This is a genomic window from Mesorhizobium sp. B1-1-6 (assembly GCF_006443035.1).
In the GTDB taxonomy this organism is placed as follows: Bacteria; Pseudomonadota; Alphaproteobacteria; order Rhizobiales; family Rhizobiaceae; genus Mesorhizobium.
In genome coordinates, this window is the sequence record NZ_VFWR01000009.1 from 64,779 (window position 1) to 91,542 (window position 26,764).

Genomic DNA, 26,764 nt, shown 5'->3' on the forward strand with positions numbered 1-26,764 from the left:
ACGCATGCCGGTCAAGCCGCGCGCCGGCGTCTGGCGCCGGCTGGTCAAACGCCGCCTGGCAGTGCTTGGCCTGGTTATCGTCGCCATCGTCCTCGCCGGCGCGATCCTTGCGCCTTGGCTGACCGGCTATGATCCGAATGAGCAGATGTTCGACGGGCTGACGCTGGAAGGCTCGCCCTTGCCGCCCGGCGCAAAATTCTGGCTGGGCACCGACCTGCTCGGCCGTGACCTGTTGACCCGCATTCTCTACGGCGCCCGCACCTCGCTGATCATCGGCATCGCCGCCAATGGCGTGGCGCTGTTGATCGGCACGCTGGTCGGCGTCACGGCGGGTTATTTCCGCGGCTGGATCGGCAGTGCTCTCATGCGCTTCACCGATCTGATGATGGCGTTTCCGGCATTGCTGCTCGCCATTTGTCTCGCGGCCGTGTTCGAGCCAAGTCTTTGGATCGTCGCTCTCGTCATCGCGCTGGTCAACTGGGTGCAGACCGCGCGTGTCATCTATACCGAAACCTCCTCGCTCGCCGAACGCGAGTTCATCGACGCCGAACGCACCATCGGGGCGAGCGCGCCGCGCATCCTGTTTCGCCACATCCTGCCGCATCTCCTGCCCACCATCATCGTCTGGGGCACGCTCGGCATCTCGACCACGGTGCTGCTGGAAGCGACGCTCTCCTTCCTGGGCATCGGCGTGCAGCCGCCGACGGCCTCCTGGGGCAACATCATCTTCGAGAACCAGACCTACTTCCAGGCGGCGCCCTGGCTGGTGTTCTTCCCGGGTGCGGCGATCCTGGCGCTGGCGCTGGCCTTCAACCTGATCGGCGACGCGCTGCGCGACATCCTCGATCCGACGCAAAGGGGCCGCGCATGATCGCCTATCTCGGCCGCCGCCTGATCCAGTCGCTGCTCATCCTGCTCGGCGTCTCGCTTATCACCTTCGCGCTGCTTTATTTGCTGCCTGCCGACCCGGTGCGCCAGATCGCCGGCCGCAGCGCCACGCCGCAGACGGTCGAGAACATCCGCCAGCAGCTCGGCCTCGACCAGCCCTTCGTCGTCCAGTACTGGCACTATCTCACGAAGCTCGCCAGCGGCGATCTCGGCCGCTCCTACATCCAGCGCTCCGAGGTCACCGAGCTTATCGTCTCGCGGCTGCCGGCTAGCCTGCTCCTGATGGTCGGCGCCATCCTGTGCGAATTGCTGATCGGGCTCTCGATGGGCCTGATCGCCGCCGTCAAGCGCGGCACCGCCACCGACCAGACGCTGATGGTCGCCTCCTTCGTCGGCGTCTCGGCGCCGCAATTCGTCGTCGGCCTGCTTTTGCTCTACGTGTTCGCCGTGCGGCTCGGCTGGTTCCCGATCGGCGGCTACGGCACCTGGCGCCATCTGGTGCTGCCTTCGCTCACCATGGGCATACTCGGCGCCGGCTGGTACGCGCGCATGATGCGCTCCTCGATGATCGACGTGCTCCGCCAGGATTATGTGCGCACCGCGCGCGCCAAGGGCCTTGCGCGCCGCGCCATCCTGTTCCGCCATGCGCTCCCCAATGCCATCCTGCCGGTCATCGCCATGATCGGCATCGACATCGGCATCTTCATGGGCGGCATCGTGGTGGTCGAAAGCGTGTTCGGCTGGCCAGGCATCGGCCAGCTCGCCTGGCAGGCGATCCAGCGCGTCGACATTCCGATCATCATGGGCGTCACGCTGGTGTCGGCCTTCGCCATCGTGCTCGGCAATCTCTTGGCCGACATCATCGCCCCGTTCATCGATCCCCGCATCAAGCTCAGATGAAACCAGAAAACCAACAGAGAAAGGGAACATAACAATGAAAAAGCTTCTCGCATCAACCGTGGCCGCATCGGCGCTGGCGCTGATGCTCGGCATGACGAGCGTCCGCGCCGAGGACACTATCGATCCCAACGCCAAGCAGGGCGGCGCCATCACCATCACCTACAAGGACGATGTCGCGACCCTCGACCCGGCGATCGGCTATGACTGGCAGAACTGGTCGATGATCAAGAGCCTGTTCGACGGGCTGATGGACTACGAGCCGGGTACCACGAACCTCAAGCCCGATCTCGCCGAAAGCTACGAGATCTCGCCCGACGGCAAGACCTTCACCTTCAAGCTGCGCCATGGTGTGAAATTCCACAATGGCCGCGAAATGACCGCCGAGGACGTGAAATACTCGCTCGACCGCGTCACCAACCCGAAGACGCAGAGCCCCGGCGCCGGCTTCTTCGGCTCGATCAAGGGCTATGACGATGTCGCCGCCGGCAAGGCGGAGACACTATCGGGTGTCACCGTGGTCGACCCCTATACCGTCAAGTTCGAGCTGACCCGGCCCGACGCCACCTTCCTGCATGTCATGGCCATCAACTTCTCGCATGTCGTGCCGAAGGAAGAGGTCGAGAAATACGGCGCCGATTTCGGCAAGCATCCGGTCGGCACCGGCGCCTTCAAGCTCGCGGAGTGGACGCTCGGCCAGCGCATCGTCTTCGAGCGCAACGCGGACTACTGGCATAAGGGACTGCCGCATCTGGACAAGATCACCTTCGAAATCGGCCAGGAGCCGATCGTGGCGCTGCTGCGCCTTCAGAAGGGCGAGATCGACGTGCCCGGCGACGGCATTCCGCCGGCCAAGTTCCAGGAGGTGATGGCCGATCCCGAGCAGAAGGCGCGCGTCGTGGAGGGCGGGCAACTGCACACCGGCTACGTCACCATGAACACCACCATGGCGCCGTTCGACAATGTGAAGGTGCGCCAGGCGGTCAACATGGCGATCAACAAGGCGCGCGTCGTGCAGATCATCAACAACCGCGCCGTGCCGGCCAACCAGCCGCTGCCGCCGTCGATGCCGGGCTACGACAAGGCGTACAAGGGCTATCCCTATGACGTCGCCAAGGCCAAGGCGCTGCTGGCCGAAGCCGGCCATCCCGACGGCTTCGAGACGCAGCTTTTCGCCATGAACACCGATCCCAATCCGCGCATCGCGCAGGCGATCCAGCAGGATTTGGCGGCGATCGGCATCAAGGCCAGCATCCAGTCGCTCGCCCAGGCAAACGTCATCGCCGCCGGCGGCGACAAGGCCGGCGCGCCGATGATCTGGTCGGGCGGCATGGCCTGGATCGCCGACTTCCCGGACCCATCGAACTTCTACGGTCCGATCCTCGGCTGCGCCGGCGCGGTGCCTGGCGGCTGGAACTGGTCGTGGTATTGCAACAAGGACCTCGACGCCAAGGCGGCCGAGGCCGACTCGGTGGTCGACCCAGCCAAATCAGGCGAGCGCGACAAGATGTGGAGCGCCATCTACGACAAGGTGATGGAGGACGCGCCCTGGGCGCCGGTCTTCAACGAGCAGCGCTTCACCATGAAGTCCGCGCGCATGGGCGGCGCCGACAACCTCTATGTCGACCCGGTCCATATCCCGATCAACTACGACAATGTGTACGTAAAAGATGTGCAATAACTGCGACTACACCATCCACGGACGCCATCACCATTTCGGCTGGGACAATTCCTTTGCCCCGGCGCAGCGCGTGGCGCCCGGCTCGACCATCGAGTTTCAGTGCCTCGATTCCTCCGGTGGCCAGCTCAAGCCCGACAGCACCGTCGCCGACATCGCCAAGCTCGACTTCGCCGGGATCAACCCTGTCACCGGGCCGATTTTCGTCGAGGGCGCCGAGCCGGGCGACGCGCTGAAGGTGACGATCGAGATGTTCAAACCGTCCGGCTTCGGCTGGACGGCGAACATTCCAGGTTTCGGCCTGCTCGCCGACGACTTCAAGCAGCCGGCGCTCAACATCTGGAAATACGATGCCGCCTCGCTGGAGCCGGCCTTGTTCGGCAAGAACGGCCGCGTGCCGCTGAAACCCTTCGCCGGCACCATCGGCAACGCGCCGGGCGAGATGGGCCATCACTCGGTGGTGCCGCCCCGCCGCGTCGGCGGCAATCTGGACATTCGCGACCTCGCCGCCGGCACAACGCTCTATCTGCCGGTGGAGGTGGCCGGCGCGCTGTTTTCGGTCGGCGACACGCATGCCGCGCAGGGCGATGGCGAGGTCTGCGGCACGGCGATCGAAAGCCCGATGGACGTCGTGCTCAAGCTCGACCTTGTCAAGGACGCCAGGCTGAAGATGCCGCGCTTCACCACGCCCGGCCCGGTGACGCGCCACCTCGACACCAAGGGTTACGAGGTGACCACGGGCATCGGCCCGGACCTGATGACCGGCGCGAAAGAGGCGGTCGCCCAGATGATCGACCTGCTCGCCGGCCGTTACCAGATCGATCCGGTCGAGGCCTATATGCTGGCCTCGGTCTGTGGCGATCTCAGGATCAGCGAGATCGTCGACATGCCGAACTGGGTGGTGTCGTTCTACTTCCCGCGCTGCGTGTTCGAATGATGTTCGGTCGGCGCTGCACCCCCACCCCGCTGCTTCGCAGCGACCCTCGCCACAAGGGGGAGAGTAAAAAACTGGCGCCCTACCTCCCCCTTGTGGGGAGGTCGGACCGAAGGTCCGGGTGGGGGGCGCCACAGAATAAATCCCTTGCAGGTTTGCGTCTGCAATGACATCAGCCACCGAAACCATTCTCGACATCGCCAATCTCTCCGTCTCCGTGCGTGGCGAGGACGGCGAGCGCGACGTCGTCTCCAACCTCTCTCTGACGCTTTCACGCGGCGAGACGCTCTGCATCGCCGGCGAATCCGGCTCCGGCAAATCGATGACCGCGCTGGCGATCATGCAACTACTGCCGCGGCCCGCCGCGCGCATATCTTCGGGCACGATCCGCCTTCTTGGCGGGGATGCGGGCGACACCGATCTCACAGCGCTCGACGAGCGCCGGATGCGCCGCATCCGCGGCGACCGCATCGCCATGATCTTCCAGGAGCCGATGACCTCGCTGAACCCGGTGCTGTCGATCGGCCGCCAGCTCACCGAATCCATCGAGGCGCATACCAGCCTCTCGCCCGCCGAGGCCCGAAGCCGCGCCAGCGAGGCGTTGAAGGCAGTGCGCATTTCGGAAGCCGAAAGCCGGCTGAAACAGTTTCCGCATGAGCTGTCCGGCGGTATGCGCCAGCGGGTGATGATCGCCATGGCGCTGGCGCTGGAACCCGACGTGCTGATCGCCGACGAGCCGACGACTGCGCTCGACGTCACCGTGCAGGGCGAGGTTCTGGAACTGCTGCGCGACCTGCAGCGCCAGCACGGCACCAGCGTCATCCTCATCACCCACGACATGGGCGTGGTCGCCGAAATGGCCGACCGCGTCATCATCATGCGGCATGGCCGCATGGTCGAGGAAGGCAAGACATCGGACATTTTCGCCAGGCCGCAAGCCGAGTACACACGCGAGCTGCTCGCCGCCGTGCCGCGCATCGGCACTGGCGCCGGCCGCCAGAAATCGAAAGAGATTGCCGAGCCGGTTGCGCCGGCGAACGTCGCCGATGTCACCGATCTGCATGTCCGGTTCGACCTGCGTGGCGGCTTCTTCGGCCGGGTCAACCGGCGCGTCCATGCCGTCGAAGGCGTCAGCTTTTCGATCGCGCCCAACGAAACGCTGGCGCTGGTGGGCGAATCCGGCTGCGGCAAGTCGACCACCGCCAAGGCGCTGGCCGGACTGGTGCCTTATACCGGCGACATCGTCATCGGCGGACGCAACCTGTCGGGCCTCGGCCGCGACGAGCGCAAGGCGGTGCGCCGCGACGTGCAGATGATCTTCCAGGACCCCTACGCTTCGCTCGACCCGCGCATGCGCGTCGGCGATCTCGTCGCCGAGCCGCTGGTCATCCATGGCGTCGCTTCGAAGGAAGAGCGCAGGGAGCGGGTGGCGGCATTATTCGAGCGTGTCGGCCTGTCGGCCGGCCAGATGGAGCTCTATCCCCACGAATTCTCCGGCGGCCAGCGCCAGCGCGTCTGCATCGCCCGTGCCCTGGCGCTCAGGCCGAAGCTGATCATCGCCGACGAAAGCGTTTCGGCCCTCGACGTTTCCGTGCAGGCGCGCGTGCTCGACCTGTTGAAGGAATTGCAGCGCGAATTCGGCGTCGCCTACCTCTTCATCTCCCATGATATGGCCGTAGTCGAAAACATCTCCGACCGCGTCGCCGTCATGTATCTCGGCCAGATCGTCGAAATGGGCACGCGCGACCAGGTTTTCTCCAACCCGCGCCACCCTTACACCAGGCGGCTGATCGAAGCTGTGCCGGTGCCCGATCCGGCGAAGCGCAGGAGCCGGTTCGCAAGGCTGGACCAGGAGATACCGAGTGCGACGCGGAGGCTGGGCGAGAGCCCGCAGAGGCTGGCGCTGAGCGATGTCGGAGGCGGTCACCTGGTGGCGGGGTGAGGGTATGCTGCTCATGTGGGGCGGCGCCGACGCTTGCTGCGGCAACTGCAGCCAAATCCGGGCCGCGACGGCTGTCCCGATCCCATCAATACCCAAGCGCCATTCCGTCCTTGCGTGGATCCGACGCCCCGGTCAGCGTTCCCTTTTCCCAGTCGATCAACACCGCCTGGCCGCCGCCGAGCGGATGGTGCGGCTGGGTGATGGCATGGCCGCGGCGGCGCAGGCCTTCGATCGCATCAGCGGGAACACCGCGCTCGGCCTCCACCATGCCGTCATTGTAGAACACTCGCGGCGCATCGAGCGCCTGCTGCGGATCCATGCCGAAGTCGAGCATGTTGGTCAAAAGATGGACGTGACCGAACGGCTGGTAGCCGCCGCCCATGACGCCGAACGGCATCACCACGCGGCCGTTTCGCGTCGCCATGCCGGGCATGATCGTGTGCATCGGCCGCTTGCCGGGCGCGATGGCGTTCGGATGCGCCGGGTCGAGGCGGAAGCTCGAGCCGCGGTTCTGCAGCACCACGCCGGTCTTCGGGCCGACGACGCCGCTGCCGAAGGAATAATAGGTCGAGTTGATGAAGGAGACCGCGTTGCGGTCGCGGTCGACGATGGAGATGTAGACCGTGTCGCTGCCGGGCAGCTGCACATCCGGCAGGTGCGTCATGGCACGCTGGCGGTCGATCTCGGCGCGCAGCCGCTCGGCATAGGCGGCCGACAGAAGCTCTTTTACCGGCACCGGCACATGGTCCTGGTCGCCGAGGAAACGGTCGCGGTCGCGGTAGGCCAACCGCCCCGCTTCGATCTCCAAGTGCAGGCGCTCGGCGCCGCCGGGGTCGAGCTCGCCGAGCCTGAGCCCCGACAGCACATTCAGCATCACGAGCGCCGTCAGCCCCTGATTGTTCGGCGGCATCTGGTGGATCTCGTGGCCGCCATAGGAGACGCTGACCGGCGCTACATAATCGCCCTTGGTCGAAGCGAAATCCTCAAGCGAATGCAGTCCGCCCAACGCCCTGAGCCGGCTCACAATGTCGTCGGCCACGGTGCCTTCATAGAACCCGGCGCGGCCATGCCTGGCAATGATGCGTAAGGTGGCGGCAAGCTCCGGCTGCCGGTGCACGTCGCCGGCCCTGGGCGCCTCGCCGCCCGGCAGGAAAATGCGCGCGGCGTGCTCGTCGGCCGACAGGTCGGTCTCCGGTTCGGCCCAGTCGAAGGCGACGCGGTCATGCACGACATAGCCGTTCTCGGCATAGTTGATCGCCGGCGCCAACACCTCTGCAAGGTCCTTGCTGCCATGGTCTTCCAGCAGCCTGCACCAGGCGTCGATCGCGCCGGGCACGGTCACGGCATGCGGTCCCTGTTTGGGAAGTTCGCTGAAGCCTTTGTCGCGATACCAGTCCACGGTCGCCTTGGCGGGCGCCCGGCCGGAGCCATTGAAAGCCAGCACGTGTCCCTGCCCCGCGGGGCAATAGAGGACAAAGCAGTCGCCGCCTATGCCGGTCGATTGCGGCTCGACCACGCCCTGCACGGCGGCGGCGCAGACAGCGGCGTCCATGGCATTGCCGCCGGCGCGCAGCATGTCGATGGCTGCAAGCGTCGAAAGCGGATGCGAGGTCGCGGCGATCGCTTCGGTGGCACGGACCGGCGAGCGGCCGGGAAACTGGAAATCACGCATTCTGTCCGAATATCTCCTGGTCACTTGAAGCCAATTGGTCCGGTGAAATCAATGCCGTCTGCCGAAGATCTGCGCCACCGACAAGAGCACGACCGACAGCACGATCAGGCAGGTCGAGATGGCAGCGATCGTCGGGTCTATCTGGTCGCGCAGGGCGTTGAACATGCGGCGCGTCAAGGTCGTCGTCTCGCCGCCCGAGATGAACAGCGAAACCACCACTTCGTCGAAGGAGGTGATGAAGGCAAACAGCGCGCCCGAGACGATCGAGAAGCGGATCTGCGGCATGGTAACTTGCCAGAAGGCGGCTACGCGTCCGGCGCCCAGGCTGCGCGCCACGCGCTCCTGGTTCATGTCGTAGGAGCGCAGGCCCGAAAGCACCGTCAGCACCACCAGCGGCAGCGCCTGCACCGTATGCGCGATGACCAGGCCGGTCAGCGTGTTGTTCAGCCCGATGCGCGCGTAGAGGAAGAAAGTGCCGATGCCGATCAGGATCACAGGTACGATCAGCGATGCCGTCATCAGTGCGTTGATGCTGCCGTTGAAGCGCAGCGTGCCGCGATTGATGGCGTAGGCGGCGGCCGTGCCGAGCGGCGTCGCCACCAGCGCTGTCATAACGGCCACCTTGACCGAGACGACCGTCGCGTCGCGCCACTCCGGCGACTGGAAGTAGGTCTGGTACCAGCGCAGCGACCATTGCTGGGGCGGAAACTGCAGCAGCGTCGAATCCGAAAACGACATGATGACGATGATGACCGACGGCGCGATCAGGAACAGCAGCACGAGGCCGCCCAGCGCATAGAGCCACAGACGTTGCCGGTGCGAGATCGGCAGGCCGACATCTCCACTCATCGCGAACTCCACACACCTGTGGCGCGCGCGCCGAGCAGCCACTGGAACAGGCCGAGCAGCGCCAGCGTGACCGCGAGCAGCACGACGCCGAGCGCCGCGCCGGCGCCCCAGTTGGAATAGAGACTGGTGGTCTGTTCCATGCGCATCGCCCACATGACAACCTTGCCGCCGCCCATCAGCGCCGGCGTGACGAAAAAACCGAGGCACAGCACGAAGACGATGACCACGCCCGAGGCGAGGCCGGGCAGCGACAGCGGAAAGAAGATCTGCCGGAAGGTGGCGACGGGGCCGGCGCCCAGGTTCATCCCGGCGCGCAGGCAGTCGGTGTCGATGGTCTTCATCGAGGCGTAGAGCGGCAGCACCAGGAACGGCAGCAATATATGCGTCATGCCGATGACGACGCCGGAAAAATTGTTGGCCAGCGGCAGCGGCTGGCTGATGACTCCGAGGTCGATCAGCCAGCTGTTGATCAGCCCGTTGCGCTGCAGGATCACCAGCCAGGCATAGGTGCGCACCAGCACCGATGTCCAGAACGGCAGGATGACGAAGATCAGGCAGATCGACGCCGCCCGGCGCGGCAATTGCGACAGCATATAAGCCAAGGGATAGCCCAGCAGCACGCAAGCGGCGGTGACGATGAAGGCGACCTTGAAGGTGGTGAGGAAGGTCTTGATGTAGGAGGTCTGCTCGAAAAAGCGCGCATAGTTGGCCGCGCTCAAGACGCCGGCCTCGTCGAACAGCGACAGCCAGAACAGCCAGCCGATCGGCACGATGATGATGGCAAAGACGAGGAACAGGCTTGGCGACAGCAGCGCCAACAGCCGAAACTGCTCGCGCCGCGCATCGGCGCGCAACGCATGCGCGTTCAGGTCCTGGGTCATGGCGCCAATTGCCTCGTCCATCGTGGCGGTTTGCACGCTCATCAGTCCGCCGCCACCAGGATCGTATCCTGCGCATCGAGGCCAAGCGCGATCGGCTGCCCGGAGGCCGGCAACCTGGCCAGCACGTCGCTGCGGCAATAGTCGCGCAATGTCAGCTGCCTGCCGTCGCGCAGCACGGCGTAGCAGACGAAGCTGTCGCCCTGATAAATCACGTCACTGAGCGTCGCGCTGAGCACGTTGACGCCCTTGGCCGGCTCTGCATTTGACAGCAGCCGCAGCTTTTCCGGCCGCACCACCATCAGCTGCTGGCCCGATGCCGGCGCCGGCGCCGCGGTGTGGATTTGCCTGTCCTCGTACCAGACCGAACCGCTGCGGCATTCGACGGGAATGAAATTCGATTCCCCGATGAAGCCGGCGACGAACCGGGTGCGCGGCGCGGCGTAGAGAATTTCGGGCTTGTCGAGCTGCTCGATGCGCCCGGCATTCATGACGGCGATACGATCCGACATGGTGATCGCCTCGCGCTGGTCGTGCGTGACATAGACAGTCGTCATGCCAAGCCGCCGATGCAGGGCGCGCAGTTCGATCTGCATGTGCTCGCGCAAGCCCTTGTCCAACGCCGACAGCGGCTCGTCCATCAGCACGATGCGCGGCTCGAACACGATGGCGCGCGCCAGCGCCACGCGCTGGCGCTGGCCACCGGAGAGCTGGTCGACGCGCCGTTCGCCGAGGCCCTGCAACTTCACCAGCTCCAGCGCTTTCTCGAGGCGTTCCACCGTCTCGGCGGCCGGAACGCGGCGCTGCTTCAGCGGAAAGGCGATGTTGTGGAAGACGTTCATATGCGGGAACAGGGCATAGTTCTGGAACACCATGCCGATATTGCGCCTGTGCGGCGGCGTGGTGATGATCTCCTCGTCGCCGACCTTGATTGAGCCGGCATTGGCCCTGACGAATCCCGCCAGGATCATCAGCAGCGTCGTCTTTCCGGAGCCGGAAGGGCCGAGCAACGTCAGGAATTCGCCGGCCGCGACGTCGAGATTGAGGTCGCGCAGCACCGATACGGAGCCAAAACGTTTCTCTATCGCGCGCATGCCGATCGGCAGCGCGGATGGCGCAATGGACAAGATTGTTTTCTCCTGGGCAGGACTCCAAGAAGCAGGGCCAGGCGGCCCCGCAATGTCAGGGTTTCCGGTCTATTGCTGGATCAGATTGTTGAACTTCTCCGTCGCCTCGACGAGGTTGTCGCGCCAGAACTCGGCGTCCTGCAGCACCTGCTTCTTGACGTTCTCAGGCGACGAGTTGATGTCCTTGATCCGCTCCGGCGGGATCTTCCCGGTCTCGAACGCCTTCTCGTTGACCGGTCCGTTGTCGACATAAAGCGGCAGATTGGCCTGTAATTGCGGACTGACGAACATCGCCAGCGCCTTCATCGCGACCTCCTTGTTCTTGGCGCCCTTGGGAATGACCATGCAGTCGGCGGTGAGTACGCCCTGGTCGAAGGAGAAGCTGACCGGCGCGCCTTCCTTCTTCAAGGTGCCGGCGCGGCCGTTCCAGATGCTTGCCATGTCGACCTCGCCGTCCTTCACCAGTTGCATGGCCTGCGCGCCGGAAGTCCACCAGGCATCGACATGGCCACGGATCTTGTCGACCGATTTCAGCGCGCCGTCGATGTCGACAGGATAGACCTTGTCGATCGGAATGCCGTCGGCGAGGGCTGCAACGCTAAGCGTCTCCGTCGCCTGACTGCTGCTCAGTGCGCGCCGTCCGGGAAACTTCTCCACATTCCAGAAATCGGCCCAGGTCTTGGGGCCTTTGTCACCGAACACGTCGGTCCGGTAGACGAGTACCACGGAGGTGTAGGAGATGCCGACCCAGTCGTCATGCACGAGCTTGGGATCGATGCCGCTCTTGTCGATGAGGTTGTAGTCGAGCTTTTCGAAAAGCCCTTCCTTCGAGCCGCGCGCGCATTCGTCGGCGCCGAGCTCGGTGATGTCCCACTTCACCGCGTTGCCTGTCACCTGCAGGCGCACGTCGTCGAGGCCGTTGGTGGTGTCTTCCTTGATGGTGATGCCGAGCGCATCGGCGGTCGGCTTGAAGAAGGCCTTGGCCTGCGCCTCCTGATAGGTGCCGCCCCATGAGGCGACGGTGATGGCGTCGCCTGCCACGGCGGGCGCCGTGACCGCTGCCATGAGGCCCGCTATGGCAACGACGCTAATCCTTTTCGTGCTGTTCATTTCGGTTCTCCAACCGGTGTTCCCATTGTTTTTGATTTCGCATGCGATTTTGTATACAATTTTGAGTGTAGCTCGGGGATCAGCGAAGTCAACACCGCTCGGCGGGGCCTTGGGGCCACCGACCCGGGGCCGGGGAATGGCAAAACGCGCCGATTTTGAATACAGCTACGCGCGAAACACATCGATTTTCGGCACGGACCGGAGACTGGATACGGAACTTGGCCAAGGAAACAAAAAACACGCTGCGCGACTCGGTCTATTCCGCGCTCAAGGCAATGATCGTGACCGGCCAGATCCCGCCGGGCGCGCGCGTCACCGAGAGCGACATTGCGGCAAAGCTGAATGTCAGCCGCACGCCCGTGCGCGAGGCCTTCAACCGCCTCGAGCGCGACGGGTTGGTCACCGGCCGGCCGCGGCAGGGCTACGCCGTCACCGAGTTCGACATAAACATGTTCCGCGAGGCCTTCGACATCCGCGAACTGCTCGACGGCCACGCCACCGAACTGGCGGCGGCTGCGGCCACCGAGAAAGACAAGGCGCGGCTGCGCGTCATGCTGGCCGAATGCGAGAGGCTGGCCGCCATTGCGGATCGAACCACAAGGGAAAAATTCCAGGAGCTTGAAGTCGGCATCGACCTGCACCGCGTCATCGCCGAAATCAGCGGCAATGCCATGCTGCACGGCATGCTGTGCGGCATCCTCGACAAGTGCCAGCACTATGTCTGGACGGAACTGCTGTGGCTCGACGAATGGAAGATCGCCCGCGACGAGCATGCCGAGATTGTTGAGGCGATCTGCGCCGGCGACGCCAAGCGCGCCGGCGCCCTGGCGCGCGCCCATGTGCGCGGCTCGCGCGAGAACGTGCTGCGCCTGCTCCAGGCCAAATCGGATTACCAGAGCTTTCTGGCCAAGGCGTCGTGAGCGGGGTTGGACTTGGCGCGAAGCAACGCGTTAGCGATCTCAACTGGGCAGCCATGGATATTGCGGGTGGCGATGCTACCATAGGCCGGACGAACCTCGACAAGGACACTCCAGGTGCTTCCCTCAACAGGGCTTGAGCGATTGAGCGCATTTTCGGATGGCGTGTTCGCCGTCCTTATCACCGTGCTCGTGCTTGACCTGCGCCCACCGGAGGTGCCGACCTTCACTGCGTTGCTGGCCTTGTGGCCGACATGGCTGAGCTACGGCGTGAGCTATCTCTTCATCGCCATCGTCTGGGCGAACCACCATCATCTCCTGCGCCATGCCACGGCGGCGACGACCAGCCTGATGTGGTACAATTTCGCGCACCTGTTCTCGGTGTCGCTGCTGCCGCTGGCAACCGCGTGGATGGCGGTCAGCGAGCTGGCCCCGCAGCCGGTGGCGTTCTACGCGGTCGTCTTCTTCCTGGTGAACCTGACCTACATTCTCCTGATCCGGGAACTCATCGACCCGATGCCGGCCGACACCGTTCCGCTCAAGGTGCGCAAGGTCATGCGCATCCGCTCGATCGTGACGCTGTGCCTTTTCGGCTTGGCGGCGGTCGTCGCCCTGAAATACCCGATCGCCGGACTGGCGATCTGTTGCTGCTGCCTGACGGTCTATCTCCGGCCGGAAGCGCCGGGATCGCGCGCCGGCTGAGCGCAATGTCAGGTCATACCGCCCGCGTCGGCTTTCGGCCTCGATCCGCCAGACCGCACTGAATTTGCCCTGGGCAGTTCTCCAGATGCTCGCCGCATTGCTACTTCGCGCTGCTCGAACGGAGAAGCCGTCACGGCCGAAAACGGTCAGTCGGCGGAGCGCTTCTCGAATACGGAGCGTGCGACCGGGGCTGCCGAGAAAGCGTTTGGCCATCCCGCGTAATAGGCGAGATGACTGATCACCTCCGAGGCCTCGGCGCGCGTCAGTCCATTATCCATGGCCCTGTTGAGATGGTAGGGAATCTGCTCCACCTGCCCGGCGGCGACCAGTGCGCTGACCGTCACCAGGCTGCGGTCGCGCGGCGCGAGGTCGGGACGCAGCCACAAGTCGCGAAACAGCACTTCCGTCGTGTCGCGCACCAGGCCCGGCGACGCCGGTCCCGTGCCTTGCTCGACCCGTGCGGCACGATCGGCCTCCGCCTTTTCGTCGAGCGGCAGCAAATCGACGACAGCCTTGGGGAGCTGGTCCGGCCCGATGCCGCGTGCCTCGAACACCGCTTTGGCGATCGCCGTGGCTGCCATCGCGTTGCCCCACCCGGCATAGAAGGCAAGATGCGTGATCATCTCCGAGATCTCGGCCGGCTTCACGCCACTGTCGAGGGCGAGGCTCAACTGCTCCGGCAGGAGTATGCCCTGGTTGCGGGTGACCACCGCCGCGATGGTGACGATGCTGCGATCGCGCGTCGACAGGCCGGGGCGCTTCCAAACGTCATTGGCAAGCTTGTCCGTCGCATAGCGCGCAAGGGCGGGCGAGACGGCCTGCAAATCCTCTGGAGGCAGGCTGCCGGTCTGCGACCCCGTCTGCGCCGCAGCGTCGGCAGCCCCCATCGACAAAGCGAGTGCGAGAATGGTTGAAGGTTTCATGATGATGCCTTTCGTTCCTGCGTACGGTCAGCGGTATTGCTCGTCGGAGACAGGCTCCAGCCAGTCGACATTCTTGCCGTCATGCATGTAGCTCAACGCGATATGGGCCATCGGGCTGGTGGCGGTTGCGCCATGCCAGTGCTTGACCCCGGCGGGAATCCAGACGACGTCGCCTGGATTGATGACGCGGGCCTCCTTGCCGTCTTCGCGAATCCAGCCTTGGCCTGATGTGACGATCAGCAACTGACCGGCAGGATGGGTGTGCCAGACGGTGCGCGCTCCGGGAGCAAAATTCACCAGCCCTGTGCTTGCGCGCGTTATCTCGGTGGCGGGAAACAGCGCAGTGATGACCGCTTGCCCGGTAAAGTTTTCTGCCGCTCCGATCATCGCCGGCGTGCTGCCGTTTGTCCGGATTTCGATGCCCTGCGCTTGCACGGGCATGATTCCCGCCGCTGCTGTCAGGATTTTCTTCATTTTGGTCTCCTTAAGATTTGCTCCCCTGCATTTGTGGGCTGAACGCAGTGCGGCGCTTACAGACGAAGCAGCGTCTTGATCGCCCGCCTCTCATCCATGGCGCGATAGCCCTCGGCGACATCGGCCAGTGGCAGGGTCAGGTCGAAGACCCTGCCGGGATTGATCTTGCGCTCCAGCACCAGATCCATCAGATGCGGAAGAAAACGGCGCACAGGCGCGGGGCCGCCGAGCAGGCTCTTCTGGGCGAAGAAGAGGCCCTGGCCGTCGAGCTGGACGCCATGCGGCACGCCGACGAAGCCGATCGAGCCGCCGGGGCGGGCGCAGTTGATCGCCTGCATCATGGATTCCTGCGTACCGACGCATTCCAGCACGGATTCCGCGCCGACGCCGCGGGTCAGATCCTTGATCCGCGCCACGCCGTCATCGCCGCGCTCCGAAATGATATCGGTGGCGCCGAATTCGAGCGCGAGATCCTGGCGCGTCTTGTGGCGGCTCATGGCGATGATGCGCTCAGCGCCCATCTGCTTGGCCGCGAGCACGCCCATCAGCCCGACCGCGCCGTCACCCACGACGACCGCGGTCGCGCCGGGCTCGACGCGCGCGGCGTCGGCGGCATACCAGCCGGTGCCAAGCACATCCGATGCCGCCAGCAGGCCCGGGATCAGGTCGTCCTCGGGCATGCCGGGGGTGGCGACCAGCGTGCCGTCGGCAAGCGGCACGCGCAGCATCGGCGCCTGCGCCCGGCTCATGAACTCGCGCTGCTCGCAGGACGAGGGGAAGCCGAAGCGGCAATGCGGGCAGGTGTTGTCGGAGGTGCAGAACGAGCCGACGACGAACTGGCCGGGCTTCACCGTTCTCACCGCGCTGCCCAATTCCACCACCACGCCGCAATATTCGTGGCCCATATGCATCGGTTCGTTCAGCGGCTGGAGCCCGCGATAGGGCCACAGGTCGGAGCCGCAGATGCAGGTGGCCGAGAGCTTGAGGATGGCGTCGGTGGGATGAAGGATTTCGGGCTCCGCCACTTCCTCGCAGCGGATGTCGCCGGCACCGTAAAGAACTGTTCCGAGCATGGTTTTCTCCTTGAGCCTATGTCAGGCGTTCTATGCGTATGTTGAAGCGTCCGCCGCGCAGCAGCGGTGCGATACCGCTGTCGAGCCGGCCGAGCCGGATCAGGCCGCGCGAATACCGGTAGGGGCCATAAAAGAAGATGAGATTGCCCCAGGGCGCGTAGTAGGCGATGTCGCCGATGGCCTCATTGTCGAACGGGCCGCTGCCCTCGATCCGCAATTTGCGCGGCAGGTAGCCGATCTTCTCGACGGATGCGTAGTCTTCCAGTGTCAGGTCGAGCGGCAGCATCGCGGCGAAATCCTGCGCGCTCGGATTGTCGAACAGGGATGCCGTCAGGCGCATTGCGTCCACTTCAATAGCAATCCTCATCAACGGTTTCTCCTGTCCGTCCGTTCCGCGGGCTTGGCTTGGTGCGGCGGAGGGCGCGAACGCGGCTGCCAGTGCGGCGGCAACCGCGGTGCGGCGCGTCATGTGGCTGCGTGTCATGGCGCGCCCTTGCCATGATCATGGGCGGCTGCCGCCGCGGCCAGCGCGGATCCCACAAGCAGCACCGCACCGAGTGCGAAGGGGCTTCGCCAGCCGAGCGTGTCCAGCAGCAGGCCGCCGCCCGCCGCGCCGAGCGTGATGGCGAACTGGATGACGGCGACCTGCAAGCCGCCGCCGGCTTCGGCATCGTCGCGCAGCGCGCGGCTCAGCCAGGTGCCCCAGCCGACCGGCGCCGCAGTTCCGAAAAAGCCCCAGCCGACGAGCAGCGCGGTGACGGCTACCGGCATCGATCCAAGCATGATCAATGCGACCGCCAACAGCGCCATGGCCAGCGGAATGATGATGACGATGCTGTAGAGCCGCGTCTTGAGCAGCCGGCCTATGGTCCAGGTGCCGGCGACGCCTGCAAGTCCCATCACGAGCAGGATCGCCGAGAGCGCCGAAACGCCGACACCGGTCACGGTTTCCAGGAAAGGCCTGAGATAGGTGAAGAGCGCGAACTGGCCCATGAAGAGCAACAGGATCGAGGCCATGCCGAGCGCGACCTGACGGCGCAGCAGTAGCCGGAGGACATTGCCCGACGCCTTGCGGCCGCGTGGCGGCAGCGCAGGCAGGCTGAGGCTTTGCCAGACAAGGGCAAAGAGGGCCAGCGGCACCACGAGGAAGAACGCGCCGCGCCAGCCGACATAATCGCCGAGCAGGCTTCCGAGCGGCGCCGATATGGTTGCCGCGATGGCGTTGCCGGCGTTGATCATCGCCAAGCCCTCGGACACGGAGTCCTCCGGCACGAGGCGCATCACGATCGCGGTGGACATCGACCAGAAACCGCCGATGGCAATGCCGAGCAAGACGCGGCCGATCATCAGCACGGCATAGTTGGGCGCAAAGGTCACCACCAAGCCGGACACGGCGAGCAGCAGCGAGAACGACGTCAGCACCAGCTTGCGGTCGATATGCCGCGTCAGGCCGGCGATGAACAGGCTGGTGACGACCGCGAAGATGCCGGAGACCGAGATCGCCTGTCCCGCCCGGCCTTCGGTGATGCCGAGCCCGTCGGCGATCGGCGTCAGCAAGCTGACCGGCATGAACTCGGAAGCGATGAGGACGGCGACGCAAAGCGTCATCGAGAACACCGCACCCCATGCTGCCCGAGGCTTCACCAGCCTGTCGTCGTAAGTCGTTTCCATCAGCCGTCACCACGCACAAAAAGCCGGCCGCCGGAAAACGCATCGGCGGCCTGTTCGCGACAGGAGATAGCGCCGGACTATTGGAATGATTAGCGGCTGAAAGTCGCTTGAACTTATCGATGCAGGCCATAAATAACGTCGGGCCGTATTCAGCGGGGCAGAAGGCCATGCGCGAAAACTTCAACGATCTTCTGTGGTTCCTGATGGTGGCCGAGGAGCGCAGTTTCACCAAGGCCGCCGCCAAGATCGGTATTACTCAATCGACCCTCAGCCACACCATCAAGCGGCTCGAAACGCGCCTGGGCCTGCGGCTGCTGGCGCGAACGACGCGCAGTGTCTCGACGACCGAGGCGGGGGAGCGGTTGCGTCAATCCCTGGCACCGCGCATCGTCGATATCGAAACCGACATCGCGGCGCTGACGGCCTATCGCGACAAACCCTCGGGGACCGTGCGCATCACCGTCTCCGATCATGCGCTCGAGCAGCTGGTCTGGCCGAAACTGCGGCCTGTCCTTGCCGACTATCCCGACATCAAGCTCGAATTCAGCCGGGACAACGGATTGCGCAACATTGTCGAGGATGGTTTCGATGCTGGCGTGCGGCTTGGCGAAAGCGTGGAGAAGGACATGATCGCCGTGCGCATCGGGCCGGACTGGCGACTTGTTGCCGTAGGCTCGCCGGCCTACATCGCCGGACGTGGCGTGCCGAAGGCGCCGCAAGACCTGATCGGCCACAATTGCATCAACCTGCGCATGACCAGCGCCGGTGGCCTCTATGCCTGGGAATTCCAGAAGGCCCGCCAGGCTCTGCGTGTGCGCGTCGATGGCCAACTCGTGTTCAACTCGACCCTGCCGATGGTCGACGCCGCCATTGCCGGCTACGGGCTTGCCTATGTGCCCGAGGATCTGGTCACGGCGCATGTTGCCGCCGGCCGGCTGCAACTCGTGCTCGACGATTGGGCGCCGAAATTCGCCGGCTATTACCTATACTATCCAAGCAGTCGCCAGAACTCGCCGGCCTTCAAGGTCATTGTCGACGCGCTTCGAAAACACAGCCAATGATGGCCACCACACAGAAGCCGAGGAGGGGGCTGAGCACAACCGGGAATGGGAGCGGCGGACCTCAGATGATGCCGTGCTTCCTTAACAGCGCCTGCTCATCGCCCGCCACCCATCCGAATATCTTCGGCTCCCCGTCGAGTTTCCGGACAAGGTAGTGAACGTCGAAATCTATCCCGACGTCCGCTTGGCCCTCGCGGGCATAGGTCGCGGTCCACGCAACATGGGCAACGCAATGATGCTCGTCGATCGGCGAGATGCCGATGTCGCGTATCCGCATCTCTTTCGTTCCGATTGCCCGGTAGTGAGCATAGCCCTGAGCCATGACTTGCTTGAGTTGATCGTCGTTCTTTCCGGTCACGACGCCGGCAGGCGAGGCGGCTATGAACTCCGACGTGTAGAGCGACGCGGCCTCATCCATATCCATGCCGCCGCCAAGCGACTCCTTGAAAAACCGCTGATAGCGTTCAAAAAATCTCTTTACGCTCATCTCCATGATTTCCGCTCCGGTCGTGTCCTCGGATCAGCGCCGTTCCGGCAAGCTCCGGAGGAAATGGATCATCGCGGCGTTGACCTCGTCCGGGCGTTCCTGCTGGGTCCAGTGCCCGCAGCCGGGCAGCATCAACTTGTCGCGGAGTTGCGGGACGAAATTTCCGAGATTGGCCAGCAGCTGATCCATTCCGGGGAAGGCGACAACCAGATCGCGGTCGCCCGCTATATAGAGGGCGGGAACCTTGATCCGCGCGCCCGCAAAGGGCGCCATCAGCTCCCAGTTCCGGTCGATGTTGCGGTACCAGTTGAGACCTCCCGCGAAACCGGTGCGCTGGAACTCGCCGGCGTAGAAATCGAGGTCGCCTTGGCTGAGCCAGGGCGGTAGGCCCGGCGGTGCCTCGACGGCTTGCAGGAAACCTCCATCATGTGGAACCATGCCGATTCCACCCCCGCTCGTGCCCGAGGCATCCCCCGATGCGGCGTAAAGCATGGCCCGCACCGTGGTCCGGGGGTCCCGCTCCAGCTCGGCTTCTGCAATGCCGGGTTGCTGGAAATAGAGCTGGTAGAATTGGGAGTCCGTCGTTCGCGGCATCACGCTGGTTGGGCGCACCTTGGCCCGCGGCCGGAACGGCACGCTGAGACCGATGACGGCTTGAAACCGATCCGGGCGCATCAGCGCCGCGTGCCAGGCGACGACGGCGCCCCAGTCGTGGCCGGCGATGATGGCGGTCGGCGCTTCGAGGGCGTCGAGAAGGCCCACCATGTCGCCGACCAGATGGAAGAGCGTATACTGTTCGACCGCCTCCGGCCGATCGCTCTTGCCATAGCCCCGCATGTCGGGGGCGACGGCGTGAAAGCCCGCCGCCGCGAGCGCACTCAATTGATGGCGCCAGGAATACCAGGATTCGGGAAAGCCGTGGCACAAGAGCACCAAAGGGCCATCGCCCTGCTCCGCGACGTTGAGGCGGATGCCGTTGGTCTCGACCACTCGCTGCGTCGGCTCGCTCACGGCTGCTTCTCACGCTCGTGTGTCAGTCTCTGTTTAAGTTTAACGGCTGGCGGCGGACGCCGCAACGAGTGGGTTGAGCGAACCGAATGCCTGTCCCGAAGGTCACGCATCTTTTGTCGCCAGTCTCAGGAGTGATCGCGGCAATGAATATCCGAGATTTGGTCGGCGCCCGCTTTGCGGTTCCCGAACTTCTGCCCCAGCTTCAAACGCGATGAGCGCGCTTGCCTATTGTCACCCGGCTGTCATATGTCGGCACTACGAAGCCTTAGTTCTGGATTTATGGATACGTGGATAAAAAATCAGCTCTCCTCGCTTTGGCGGCACTCGGCCAGGATACAAGGCTCGAGGTCTTTCGCCTGCTTGTCCAGGCGGGCGCCGGGGGGACCCCCGCCGGCGAGATCGCTTCCCGCCTCGACATCGTGCAGAACACGATGTCGGCGCACCTCAAGGTTCTTGACCATGCCGGCCTCGTCCGCGCCGAGCGCGATGGTCGCACAATCCGCTATGTTGCCGACATGACGGGATTCCGCGATCTGCTCGCCTACCTCATGGAAGACTGCTGCAATGGCGCGCCAGAACTCTGTCGGCCCGTGATCCAGGCGGTCACCTGCAAGTGTTAGAAGAGGCATCCGCCATGAGCGAGCCATGCAACGTTCTTTTCCTCTGCACGGGCAATTCGGCAAGGTCGATCATCGCCGAGGCGATACTCAACCTTCCGAAAGCCGGCTGAGCAAGGAAAGTATCATGAACGATCACGCTTTGAGCGCGGGCGGCGGCATTGGTTTCGTCGAGAAATACCTGACCGTGTGGGTGGCGCTGTGCATCGTCGCCGGCATCGCTCTCGGCCATCTCATGCCAGGCGTCTTCCACGCCGTCGGCGAGGCCGAGATTGCCAAGGTCAACCTGCCGGTCGCGGCACTGATCTGGCTGATGATCGTGCCGATGCTGGTCAAGATCGACTTCGCCGCGCTCGGCCACGTGAAGGAGCATTGGCGCGGAATCGGTGTGACACTGTTCGTCAATTGGGCGGTGAAGCCGTTCTCGATGGCGGCGCTCGGCTGGCTGTTCATAGGGTATCTCTTTCGGCCTTATCTGCCGGCCGACCAGATCGACAGCTATATCGCCGGCCTTATCATCTTGGCGGCCGCGCCCTGCACGGCGATGGTCTTCGTGTGGTCGAACCTAACGAAAGGCGAACCGCATTTCACGCTGAGCCAGGTCGCGCTTAACGACACCATCATGATCTTCGCCTTCGCGCCGATCGTCGGCTTGCTGCTCGGCCTCTCGGCCATCACCGTACCCTGGAATACCCTCGTCCTCTCCGTCGCGCTCTACATCGTCGTGCCGGTCATCGGCGCCCAATTCCTGCGTCGGCGGCTGCTCGCCGCGGGCCGCGAAGCCGCCTTGAAGCGATTTCTCGAGCGGCTTCAGCCGCTCTCGCTCATAGCCCTGCTTGCCACGCTCGTGCTGCTGTTCGGATTTCAGGGCGTGCAGATCCTGGCGCAGCCGCTGATCATCGCGCTGCTGGCCGTGCCGATCCTGATCCAGGTCTATTTCAATTCAGGGCTCGCTTACCTACTCAACCGTGTCTCGGGCGAACAGCATTGCGTCGCCGGCCCCTCGGCCCTGATCGGCGCTTCGAATTTCTTCGAACTGGCGGTCGCCGCCGCCATCAGCCTGTTCGGCTTTCAGTCGGGGGCGGCGCTCGCCACCGTCGTCGGCGTGCTGATCGAAGTGCCGGTCATGCTCACCGTGGTCTGGATCGTGAACCGCTCCAAAGACTGGTACGAGGGCGGCCGGGCAGTGTCCCGTGTTGCCGAAAACATTAATGCTCGACCCTGATCGAAAAATGCGAAATAGCCGTTGATCCTCAGCCGGCCGGGCAGCCTGCTGGTGGACTGCTTTGCAGGAAAAGCTCGGGATGGCCGCGCGACGCACTCCCGTTAATTGCGCGGGTATCCGTCCGCTTGACAGTCTGCCTACTAGAAGGTAGACAGGGTGCATGAGCAACTTTTCAACGACATCTGACGAGATTTTGGCCTCCGCACAAAAGCTGATCATCGCCGGCGGTTATAATGGATTCAGCTACGCAGACATCGCGGCCGTGGTCGGCATACGCAAGGCGAGCATCCACCACCACTTCCCCAGCAAGGTCGATCTGGTGCGTACGCTTGTGTCGCGTTACCGCGAGAACGCCGAAGCCGGCATGGCCGATCTCGAGCGCAGCGTGCCTGAACCGCTCGAACTCGTTCAGGCCTACGCGGGTTATTGGGCCAGATGCATCGAGGATGCAAGCATCCCGTTCTGCGTATGTGCGCTGCTGGCAAGCGAACTTCCAGCGCTTCCGAACGAGGTCGTCTCGGAGGTACGGGCGTATTTTCAGTTTCTCTCGGCGTGGCTGACGTCGGTCATCGAACGCGGCGAACAGCAAGGCTCCCTGAAAATCTCTGGTCCGGCGCGGGTGGAGGCAGAGGCGCTCATGGCCACCGTTCATGGCGCGATGCTATCGGCTCGGGCATACGGAAAGCCTGGCGTCTTCGCTACAATTCTCGACCCGACCCTGCGGAGGCTGAAGCCCGAATGATATCAGTGCCGGGCGGCTAAGCGACGGGTCGCCCCGACAAGAGCATCCACAAATGCGCCGCAGTAAACTACCAACTAGTAGGTAAGGAATTCCCCATGTTTCACAAACTCCTCTCGGCTCTCTTGGTCATCGGTATCCCGGCGACCTTCGCCATCACGGCGCCCGCTCAGGCTCAAAGCCGGGAGGCCGAGCAGATCCACATCAGGGGCAGCGTGGTGACCTTCAGCGCTTCGACGCTGAAGGTCACCACGCGGGAAGGCGAGACTGTTGACGTTGTCCTGGCTGATGGCTGGAAGATATCCGCCGTCGCTGCTGCGAAGGTGGCCGATATCAAGCCAGGCGACTTCGTCGGAATTGCCTCGCTGCCGAAGGACAAGGGCGGTGACGGCGCGCTGGAAGTCCTGATCTTCCCGCCCGCGCTGAAAGGCGCAGGTGAGGGAAACTACGGGTGGGATCTGAGGCCTGACAGCAGCATGACCAACGCAACAGTCGCCGATGCCGTCAAGGACGTCGACGGGCGCACCGTGACCGTGTCCTACCAAGGCAAGGAAAAGAAGATCGCGATCCCGGATGGCACCCCCGTCGTGACCCTCGCTCCGGCAACTCAGGATGATCTGGTCCCGGGTGCCGTCGTCTTCATAGCAGGCGAGAAGGCCGCAAGCGAAACGATCGGTCATCAGGTCGTCGTTGGCAAAAATGGCGTGGTCCCACCCATGTGAGCCAGGTCGCCGCTCGTTCGCAGGCTGTCGGCCATCACGGCGCTGGCGAAAGATACGCTGAGCGGTTCGGCGCGGACGAACGCGACAGTGAAGGCCTACCGCTCGTCCGAAACGCCGGCAGCATTTCCCATGCACCGGAAGCGGCGCATTCGCCGACGGCTGTGGCCTGAACCTCGGCGCCGGCTCTCGGGCGAAATTGGCGGATAAATGAAGGCTACGAGGGTGAAACAGCCCTCTTTGACAAGCGCCTCGGCCACCTGTGGTGGCCGAGATCACCAGACACACATTGAACCATACCCGAAGGATATCCAATGAGACGCGATCGCGGTGAAGTTGTTTCAAATGACCAGGACAAGTGGCTCAAGCTGTATTACCTCGCCCGTGCGGCCTTTTCCGTCGTCTGGGTCGTGGCCGCTTTGACGGTCGGCCGGCAGTCGGCGTCCATCGCGGCTGTCTTGCTTGTTGCCTATCCTGCCTGGGATGCAGCCGCCAATTATGTCGATGCTTCCCGCAACGGCGGGCTTGCCGTCAATCGTACGCAAGCGTTCAACGTTGCAATCAGTTCGGTGGTCGCCCTTGCAGTCATCATGGCGCTGGCGATGAACATGAATTGGGTTCTCGGCGTTTTCGGCGTGTGGGCAATCTTCTCCGGTCTGCTGCAGCTTGGAACCGCAATCCGGCGCTGGAAAACCGCCGGAGGCCAATGGGCCATGATCTTGAGCGGAGGCCAATCGGCTGTCGCCGGCGCATTCTTCATCGCGCAAGCGCAGATGTCCGCAGCGCCCTCGATCGCCAACATCGCAGGCTTCGGCGCCTTCTATTTCCTCGTGTCAGCCCTTTGGCTCACCGTCTCGCATTCGCGGCGCCGGAAAGTGGCATCCGTACAGGCATGATCCACATTGTCGGCCTACGGCGTATCCGATCGTGGCCGGCGATCGACGGTTGTCCTGATCAGCAGATGAACCGCAGCGCATCGGGGCCGGTCAGGTCAGTACAACTCGGCTCGAAGTCGGCGGGATCGAGCAGTCGGCGTATGAGAGGAACAGACGGGATCGTATCGGCCACGGCCGCGTTCATCCGCAGGAGGGCACAACCTGCCGTTTTATCTGACGGCGCAAGAGGCCGAATCCATGCTTATCCAACCGATCGACTATTTTCTGGTCGCCTGGTTCGTGCTCGCCCTGGCCTCGACGCTCTATGTCGGCGTTGACCAGTACCGCAACAATCCTGAGCCGGTGGTGATGAAATGGGGCTTCATCCTGGTGACGCTCTATATGGGCCCGCTCGGGCTGCTGCTTTACGTGCTCGCCGACAAGGAGCCGCGCCCGGGCGAGCATGAAGCCTTCACCAGTCCGCTCTGGAAGCAGGGCGTCGGCTCGACCATCCACTGTGTCGCCGGCGATGCGACGGGCATCATCCTTGCCGCGGTCGTCACCGCCACGCTCGGCCTGCCGATGTGGCTCGATCTCATCGTCGAATATCTCGCCGGCTTCGCGTTCGGCCTTTTCATCTTCCAGTCGCTGTTCATGAAATCGATGATGGGCGGCAGCTATTGGGAAAACGTGCGCAAGAGCTTCCTGCCCGAGTTCATTTCGATGAACTTCATGATGGCCGGCATGGCGCCGGTCATGAGCTTCCTGATGATGGGCCGCGACATGCGCGCCATGGAGCCGACCGAGCTGCTGTTCTGGGGCGTGATGTCGCTCGGCGTCATCGCCGGTTTCGCGCTTGCCTACCCCGCCAATGTCTGGCTGGTTGCGCGCGAGTTGAAGCACGGCCTGATGACCGAGCGCCCGCCGGAGGCCGGGAAAGACAACCAGGAGCCCGCTGCCAGAAGGCAGCATGCGCAGACGCAAATGCGGCAGGCCGGTGGCCATGGTCATCGCGAGCATGGCCACGACACGGGTTCCCACAAAAGCAAGGGCGGCCATCAGACGCGGTCGGACGCGACCACGCCGCAGATCGCCGCGCTCGGCGTGGTGTCGCTGATTGCGCTTGGTGTTGGCATGGCCGCTCCGGCGAACTGGCTGAACCTCAGGCTTTCGGCCCGCGACGTCGGCGGGGTGATCATGCCGCAGGGCATGATCATGGACCGCGACACCCCGGCCGACGCCATGCGCGACATGGCGGCGGCCGATCCGCGCCTCGTCACCGCTTCATACGACCTCGCCACCAAGGGCGACCAGGATCTGCCGTTCCGAATGGAGAACGGCGTGAAGGTGTTCGAGCTGAGGCCCTCGGTGATCCGCTGGCAGATCCTGCCGGACGTCGCGGTCGATGCCTATGCCTATAACGGCCAGATTCCCGGCCCGCGCATCCACATCCGGCAGGGTGACCGCATCAGGGTCAACGTGACAAACGATCTGCCTGAGGAAACGACCGTGCACTGGCATGGCCTGATCCTGCCCAACCAGATGGACGGGCCGGCCGAGATCACGCAGGCCCCGATCGAGCCGGGGCAGACCTATTCTTACGAATTCACGGCCACCCAGCACGGCACCTATTTCTACCATCCGCACGCCAAGCCCGACCGCACCCAGGCACTCGGCCTCTATGGCGCCCTGATCATCGATCCCGCCAACCCCGCCGATGAGGTCGCCGCCGACCATGACTACGTCATCGAGTTGCAGGAATGGCTGGTGCGAGAGGGGCTGACCTATCCCTCGATGCCGATGGACGGCGGCATGCCGAACTTCTTCACCATCAACGGCAAGGCCTATCCCTCCACCGAGACGATCCGCATGAAGGTCGGCGAGACCCTGAAGGTTCGCTTCATCGGCACCAACAACGGCTTCATCCATCCGATGCACATTCATGGCGGACCATTCGAGGTCGTCGCGCGCGACGGCGAGACCATTCCCCCTTCGGCCCGCTTCCTCGCCGACACCATCAATGTCGGTCCGGGCCAGCGCTATGATGTCGTCTGGACGGCGCGGCGACCCGGCAAATGGCTCATCCACTGCCACATTCCGCACCACACGACGAACAACAATGTCGAGCAAAAGGGCGGCGGCGGGCTGATGGTCGTCATCGACGTCAGCTGACGCGGGCGCCGGAATTGGCGCTGTTGCGGCATCAGCGCCGCACTCGGCCCGGCGACGGCTGCCCAGAGGTTGGCCTCGACGCCGAGCGGCGCAGGCAGCCTCGGAACACGGGCGGGCCCTGCA

The 26,764-nt window shown here is 64.0% G+C and carries 26 protein-coding genes and 1 pseudogene; 15 read left to right on the top strand and 12 right to left on the bottom strand.

The genetic code is table 11. The features are described 5' to 3' along the window. Positions 1-4: 4 nt before the first annotated feature. The 5 genes from FJ979_RS18790 (at position 5) to FJ979_RS18810 (ending at position 6,339) form a co-directional block, all read left to right on the top strand. Positions 5-871 (top strand): ABC transporter permease, encoded by an 867-nt coding sequence (locus FJ979_RS18790; protein WP_210241474.1) that lies wholly within the window; start codon positions 5-7, stop codon positions 869-871. Continuing rightward, on the top strand, positions 868-1,788 hold the full coding sequence (locus FJ979_RS18795) for an ABC transporter permease (RefSeq protein WP_140491557.1): 921 nt from the start codon (positions 868-870) through the stop codon (positions 1,786-1,788). Before FJ979_RS18790 ends, FJ979_RS18795 begins: the two co-directional genes overlap by 4 nt. 34 nt (positions 1,789-1,822) lie before the next feature. Next, complete coding sequence (locus FJ979_RS18800; RefSeq protein ID WP_140524279.1) at positions 1,823-3,466, top strand: ABC transporter substrate-binding protein; 1,644 nt, start codon at positions 1,823-1,825, stop codon at positions 3,464-3,466. Further along, a complete protein-coding gene (locus FJ979_RS18805; protein WP_140491553.1) occupies positions 3,456-4,400 on the top strand; it encodes an acetamidase/formamidase family protein in 945 nt (314 codons plus the stop codon). Before FJ979_RS18800 ends, FJ979_RS18805 begins: the two co-directional genes overlap by 11 nt. A gap of 163 nt (positions 4,401-4,563) precedes the next feature. Next, positions 4,564-6,339: an ABC transporter ATP-binding protein gene (locus FJ979_RS18810; protein WP_140491551.1), complete on the top strand. Its 1,776-nt coding sequence runs from the start codon at positions 4,564-4,566 to the stop codon at positions 6,337-6,339. A gap of 85 nt (positions 6,340-6,424) precedes the next feature. Here FJ979_RS18810 and ggt read toward each other — a convergent pair whose 3' ends face one another. The 5 genes from ggt to FJ979_RS18835 all read right to left on the bottom strand — a co-directional run bounded on the left by ggt (position 6,425) and on the right by FJ979_RS18835 (position 11,975). Beyond that, positions 6,425-8,011: a gamma-glutamyltransferase gene (gene ggt, locus FJ979_RS18815; protein WP_140563703.1), complete on the bottom strand. Its 1,587-nt coding sequence runs from the start codon at positions 8,009-8,011 to the stop codon at positions 6,425-6,427. 48 nt (positions 8,012-8,059) lie between these two features. After that, the gene (locus FJ979_RS18820; RefSeq protein ID WP_140559092.1) at positions 8,060-8,860 is read right to left on the bottom strand and encodes an ABC transporter permease; all 801 of its coding nucleotides are present in this window, start codon (positions 8,858-8,860) and stop codon (positions 8,060-8,062) included. Then, entirely contained in the window at positions 8,857-9,783 is a 927-nt protein-coding gene (locus FJ979_RS18825; RefSeq protein WP_140582759.1) for an ABC transporter permease, read from the bottom strand. Before FJ979_RS18825 ends, FJ979_RS18820 begins: the two co-directional genes overlap by 4 nt. Further along, positions 9,783-10,865, bottom strand: coding sequence for an ABC transporter ATP-binding protein (locus tag FJ979_RS18830; RefSeq protein WP_140582762.1), 1,083 nt, complete (start codon positions 10,863-10,865; stop codon positions 9,783-9,785). The genes FJ979_RS18825 and FJ979_RS18830 overlap by 1 nt, the downstream gene beginning before the upstream one ends. Positions 10,866-10,934: 69 nt before the next feature. Continuing rightward, positions 10,935-11,975, bottom strand: a complete 1,041-nt coding sequence (locus FJ979_RS18835) for an ABC transporter substrate-binding protein (RefSeq protein WP_140582765.1) — start codon at positions 11,973-11,975, stop codon at positions 10,935-10,937. 218 nt (positions 11,976-12,193) lie between these two features. Here FJ979_RS18835 and FJ979_RS18840 point away from each other — a divergent pair, with 218 nt between their 5' ends. After that, entirely contained in the window at positions 12,194-12,895 is a 702-nt protein-coding gene (locus tag FJ979_RS18840; protein ID WP_181168535.1) for a GntR family transcriptional regulator, read from the top strand. Between the two features lie 141 nt (positions 12,896-13,036). Further along, positions 13,037-13,594 carry a TMEM175 family protein gene (locus FJ979_RS18845; protein WP_246675692.1) on the top strand — a complete coding sequence of 186 codons (558 nt, stop codon included), beginning with the start codon at positions 13,037-13,039 and terminating at the stop codon, positions 13,592-13,594. Positions 13,595-13,740: 146 nt separating this feature from the next. Here the strand turns inward: FJ979_RS18845 and FJ979_RS18850 are convergent, their stop codons facing one another. The 5 genes from FJ979_RS18850 to FJ979_RS18870 form a co-directional block, all read right to left on the bottom strand. Then, complete coding sequence (locus FJ979_RS18850; protein WP_347439604.1) at positions 13,741-14,481, bottom strand: carboxymuconolactone decarboxylase family protein; 741 nt, start codon at positions 14,479-14,481, stop codon at positions 13,741-13,743. 63 nt (positions 14,482-14,544) lie between these two features. Continuing rightward, positions 14,545-14,991: a cupin domain-containing protein gene (locus FJ979_RS18855; protein ID WP_140554655.1), complete on the bottom strand. Its 447-nt coding sequence runs from the start codon at positions 14,989-14,991 to the stop codon at positions 14,545-14,547. A gap of 56 nt (positions 14,992-15,047) precedes the next feature. Continuing rightward, entirely contained in the window at positions 15,048-16,064 is a 1,017-nt protein-coding gene (locus FJ979_RS18860) for a zinc-dependent alcohol dehydrogenase family protein (protein ID WP_140582774.1), read from the bottom strand. Positions 16,065-16,080: 16 nt separating this feature from the next. After that, positions 16,081-16,431, bottom strand: a complete 351-nt coding sequence (locus tag FJ979_RS18865) for a cyclophilin-like fold protein (protein ID WP_318013179.1) — start codon at positions 16,429-16,431, stop codon at positions 16,081-16,083. 113 nt (positions 16,432-16,544) lie between these two features. Further along, the gene (locus tag FJ979_RS18870) at positions 16,545-17,735 is read right to left on the bottom strand and encodes an MFS transporter (RefSeq protein WP_140582776.1); all 1,191 of its coding nucleotides are present in this window, start codon (positions 17,733-17,735) and stop codon (positions 16,545-16,547) included. 167 nt (positions 17,736-17,902) lie between these two features. Here FJ979_RS18870 and FJ979_RS18875 point away from each other — a divergent pair, with 167 nt between their 5' ends. Then, on the top strand, positions 17,903-18,796 hold the full coding sequence (locus FJ979_RS18875; RefSeq protein ID WP_140524258.1) for a LysR family transcriptional regulator: 894 nt from the start codon (positions 17,903-17,905) through the stop codon (positions 18,794-18,796). A gap of 61 nt (positions 18,797-18,857) precedes the next feature. Here FJ979_RS18875 and FJ979_RS18880 read toward each other — a convergent pair whose 3' ends face one another. Next, positions 18,858-19,289, bottom strand: coding sequence for a nuclear transport factor 2 family protein (locus FJ979_RS18880; RefSeq protein WP_140514275.1), 432 nt, complete (start codon positions 19,287-19,289; stop codon positions 18,858-18,860). A 27-nt stretch (positions 19,290-19,316) separates the two neighbouring features. Continuing rightward, on the bottom strand, positions 19,317-20,294 hold the full coding sequence (locus FJ979_RS18885; protein WP_140582778.1) for an alpha/beta hydrolase: 978 nt from the start codon (positions 20,292-20,294) through the stop codon (positions 19,317-19,319). Positions 20,295-20,581: 287 nt separating this feature from the next. On the opposite strand from FJ979_RS18885, the gene FJ979_RS18890 reads away from it, so the two are divergent. The 7 genes and pseudogenes from FJ979_RS18890 to FJ979_RS18920 all read left to right on the top strand — a co-directional run bounded on the left by FJ979_RS18890 (position 20,582) and on the right by FJ979_RS18920 (position 26,641). Continuing rightward, on the top strand, positions 20,582-20,914 hold the full coding sequence (locus tag FJ979_RS18890; RefSeq protein WP_140524254.1) for a metalloregulator ArsR/SmtB family transcription factor: 333 nt from the start codon (positions 20,582-20,584) through the stop codon (positions 20,912-20,914). A gap of 14 nt (positions 20,915-20,928) precedes the next feature. After that, positions 20,929-21,006, top strand: a pseudogene (locus FJ979_RS33125) (arsenate reductase ArsC); the annotation flags it as partial. Between the two features lie 65 nt (positions 21,007-21,071). Further along, the gene (gene arsB, locus FJ979_RS18900) at positions 21,072-22,136 is read left to right on the top strand and encodes an ACR3 family arsenite efflux transporter (RefSeq protein WP_181168539.1); all 1,065 of its coding nucleotides are present in this window, start codon (positions 21,072-21,074) and stop codon (positions 22,134-22,136) included. Between the two features lie 160 nt (positions 22,137-22,296). Beyond that, the gene (locus FJ979_RS18905) at positions 22,297-22,878 is read left to right on the top strand and encodes a TetR/AcrR family transcriptional regulator (protein WP_140559083.1); all 582 of its coding nucleotides are present in this window, start codon (positions 22,297-22,299) and stop codon (positions 22,876-22,878) included. 95 nt (positions 22,879-22,973) lie between these two features. Beyond that, positions 22,974-23,597, top strand: coding sequence for a hypothetical protein (locus FJ979_RS18910; protein ID WP_140582781.1), 624 nt, complete (start codon positions 22,974-22,976; stop codon positions 23,595-23,597). Positions 23,598-23,908: 311 nt separating this feature from the next. Next, complete coding sequence (locus FJ979_RS18915) at positions 23,909-24,490, top strand: DUF308 domain-containing protein (RefSeq protein ID WP_140582783.1); 582 nt, start codon at positions 23,909-23,911, stop codon at positions 24,488-24,490. A 237-nt stretch (positions 24,491-24,727) separates the two neighbouring features. Continuing rightward, positions 24,728-26,641, top strand: coding sequence for a DUF4396 domain-containing protein (locus tag FJ979_RS18920; protein WP_140559080.1), 1,914 nt, complete (start codon positions 24,728-24,730; stop codon positions 26,639-26,641). Positions 26,642-26,764: the final 123 nt, after the last annotated feature.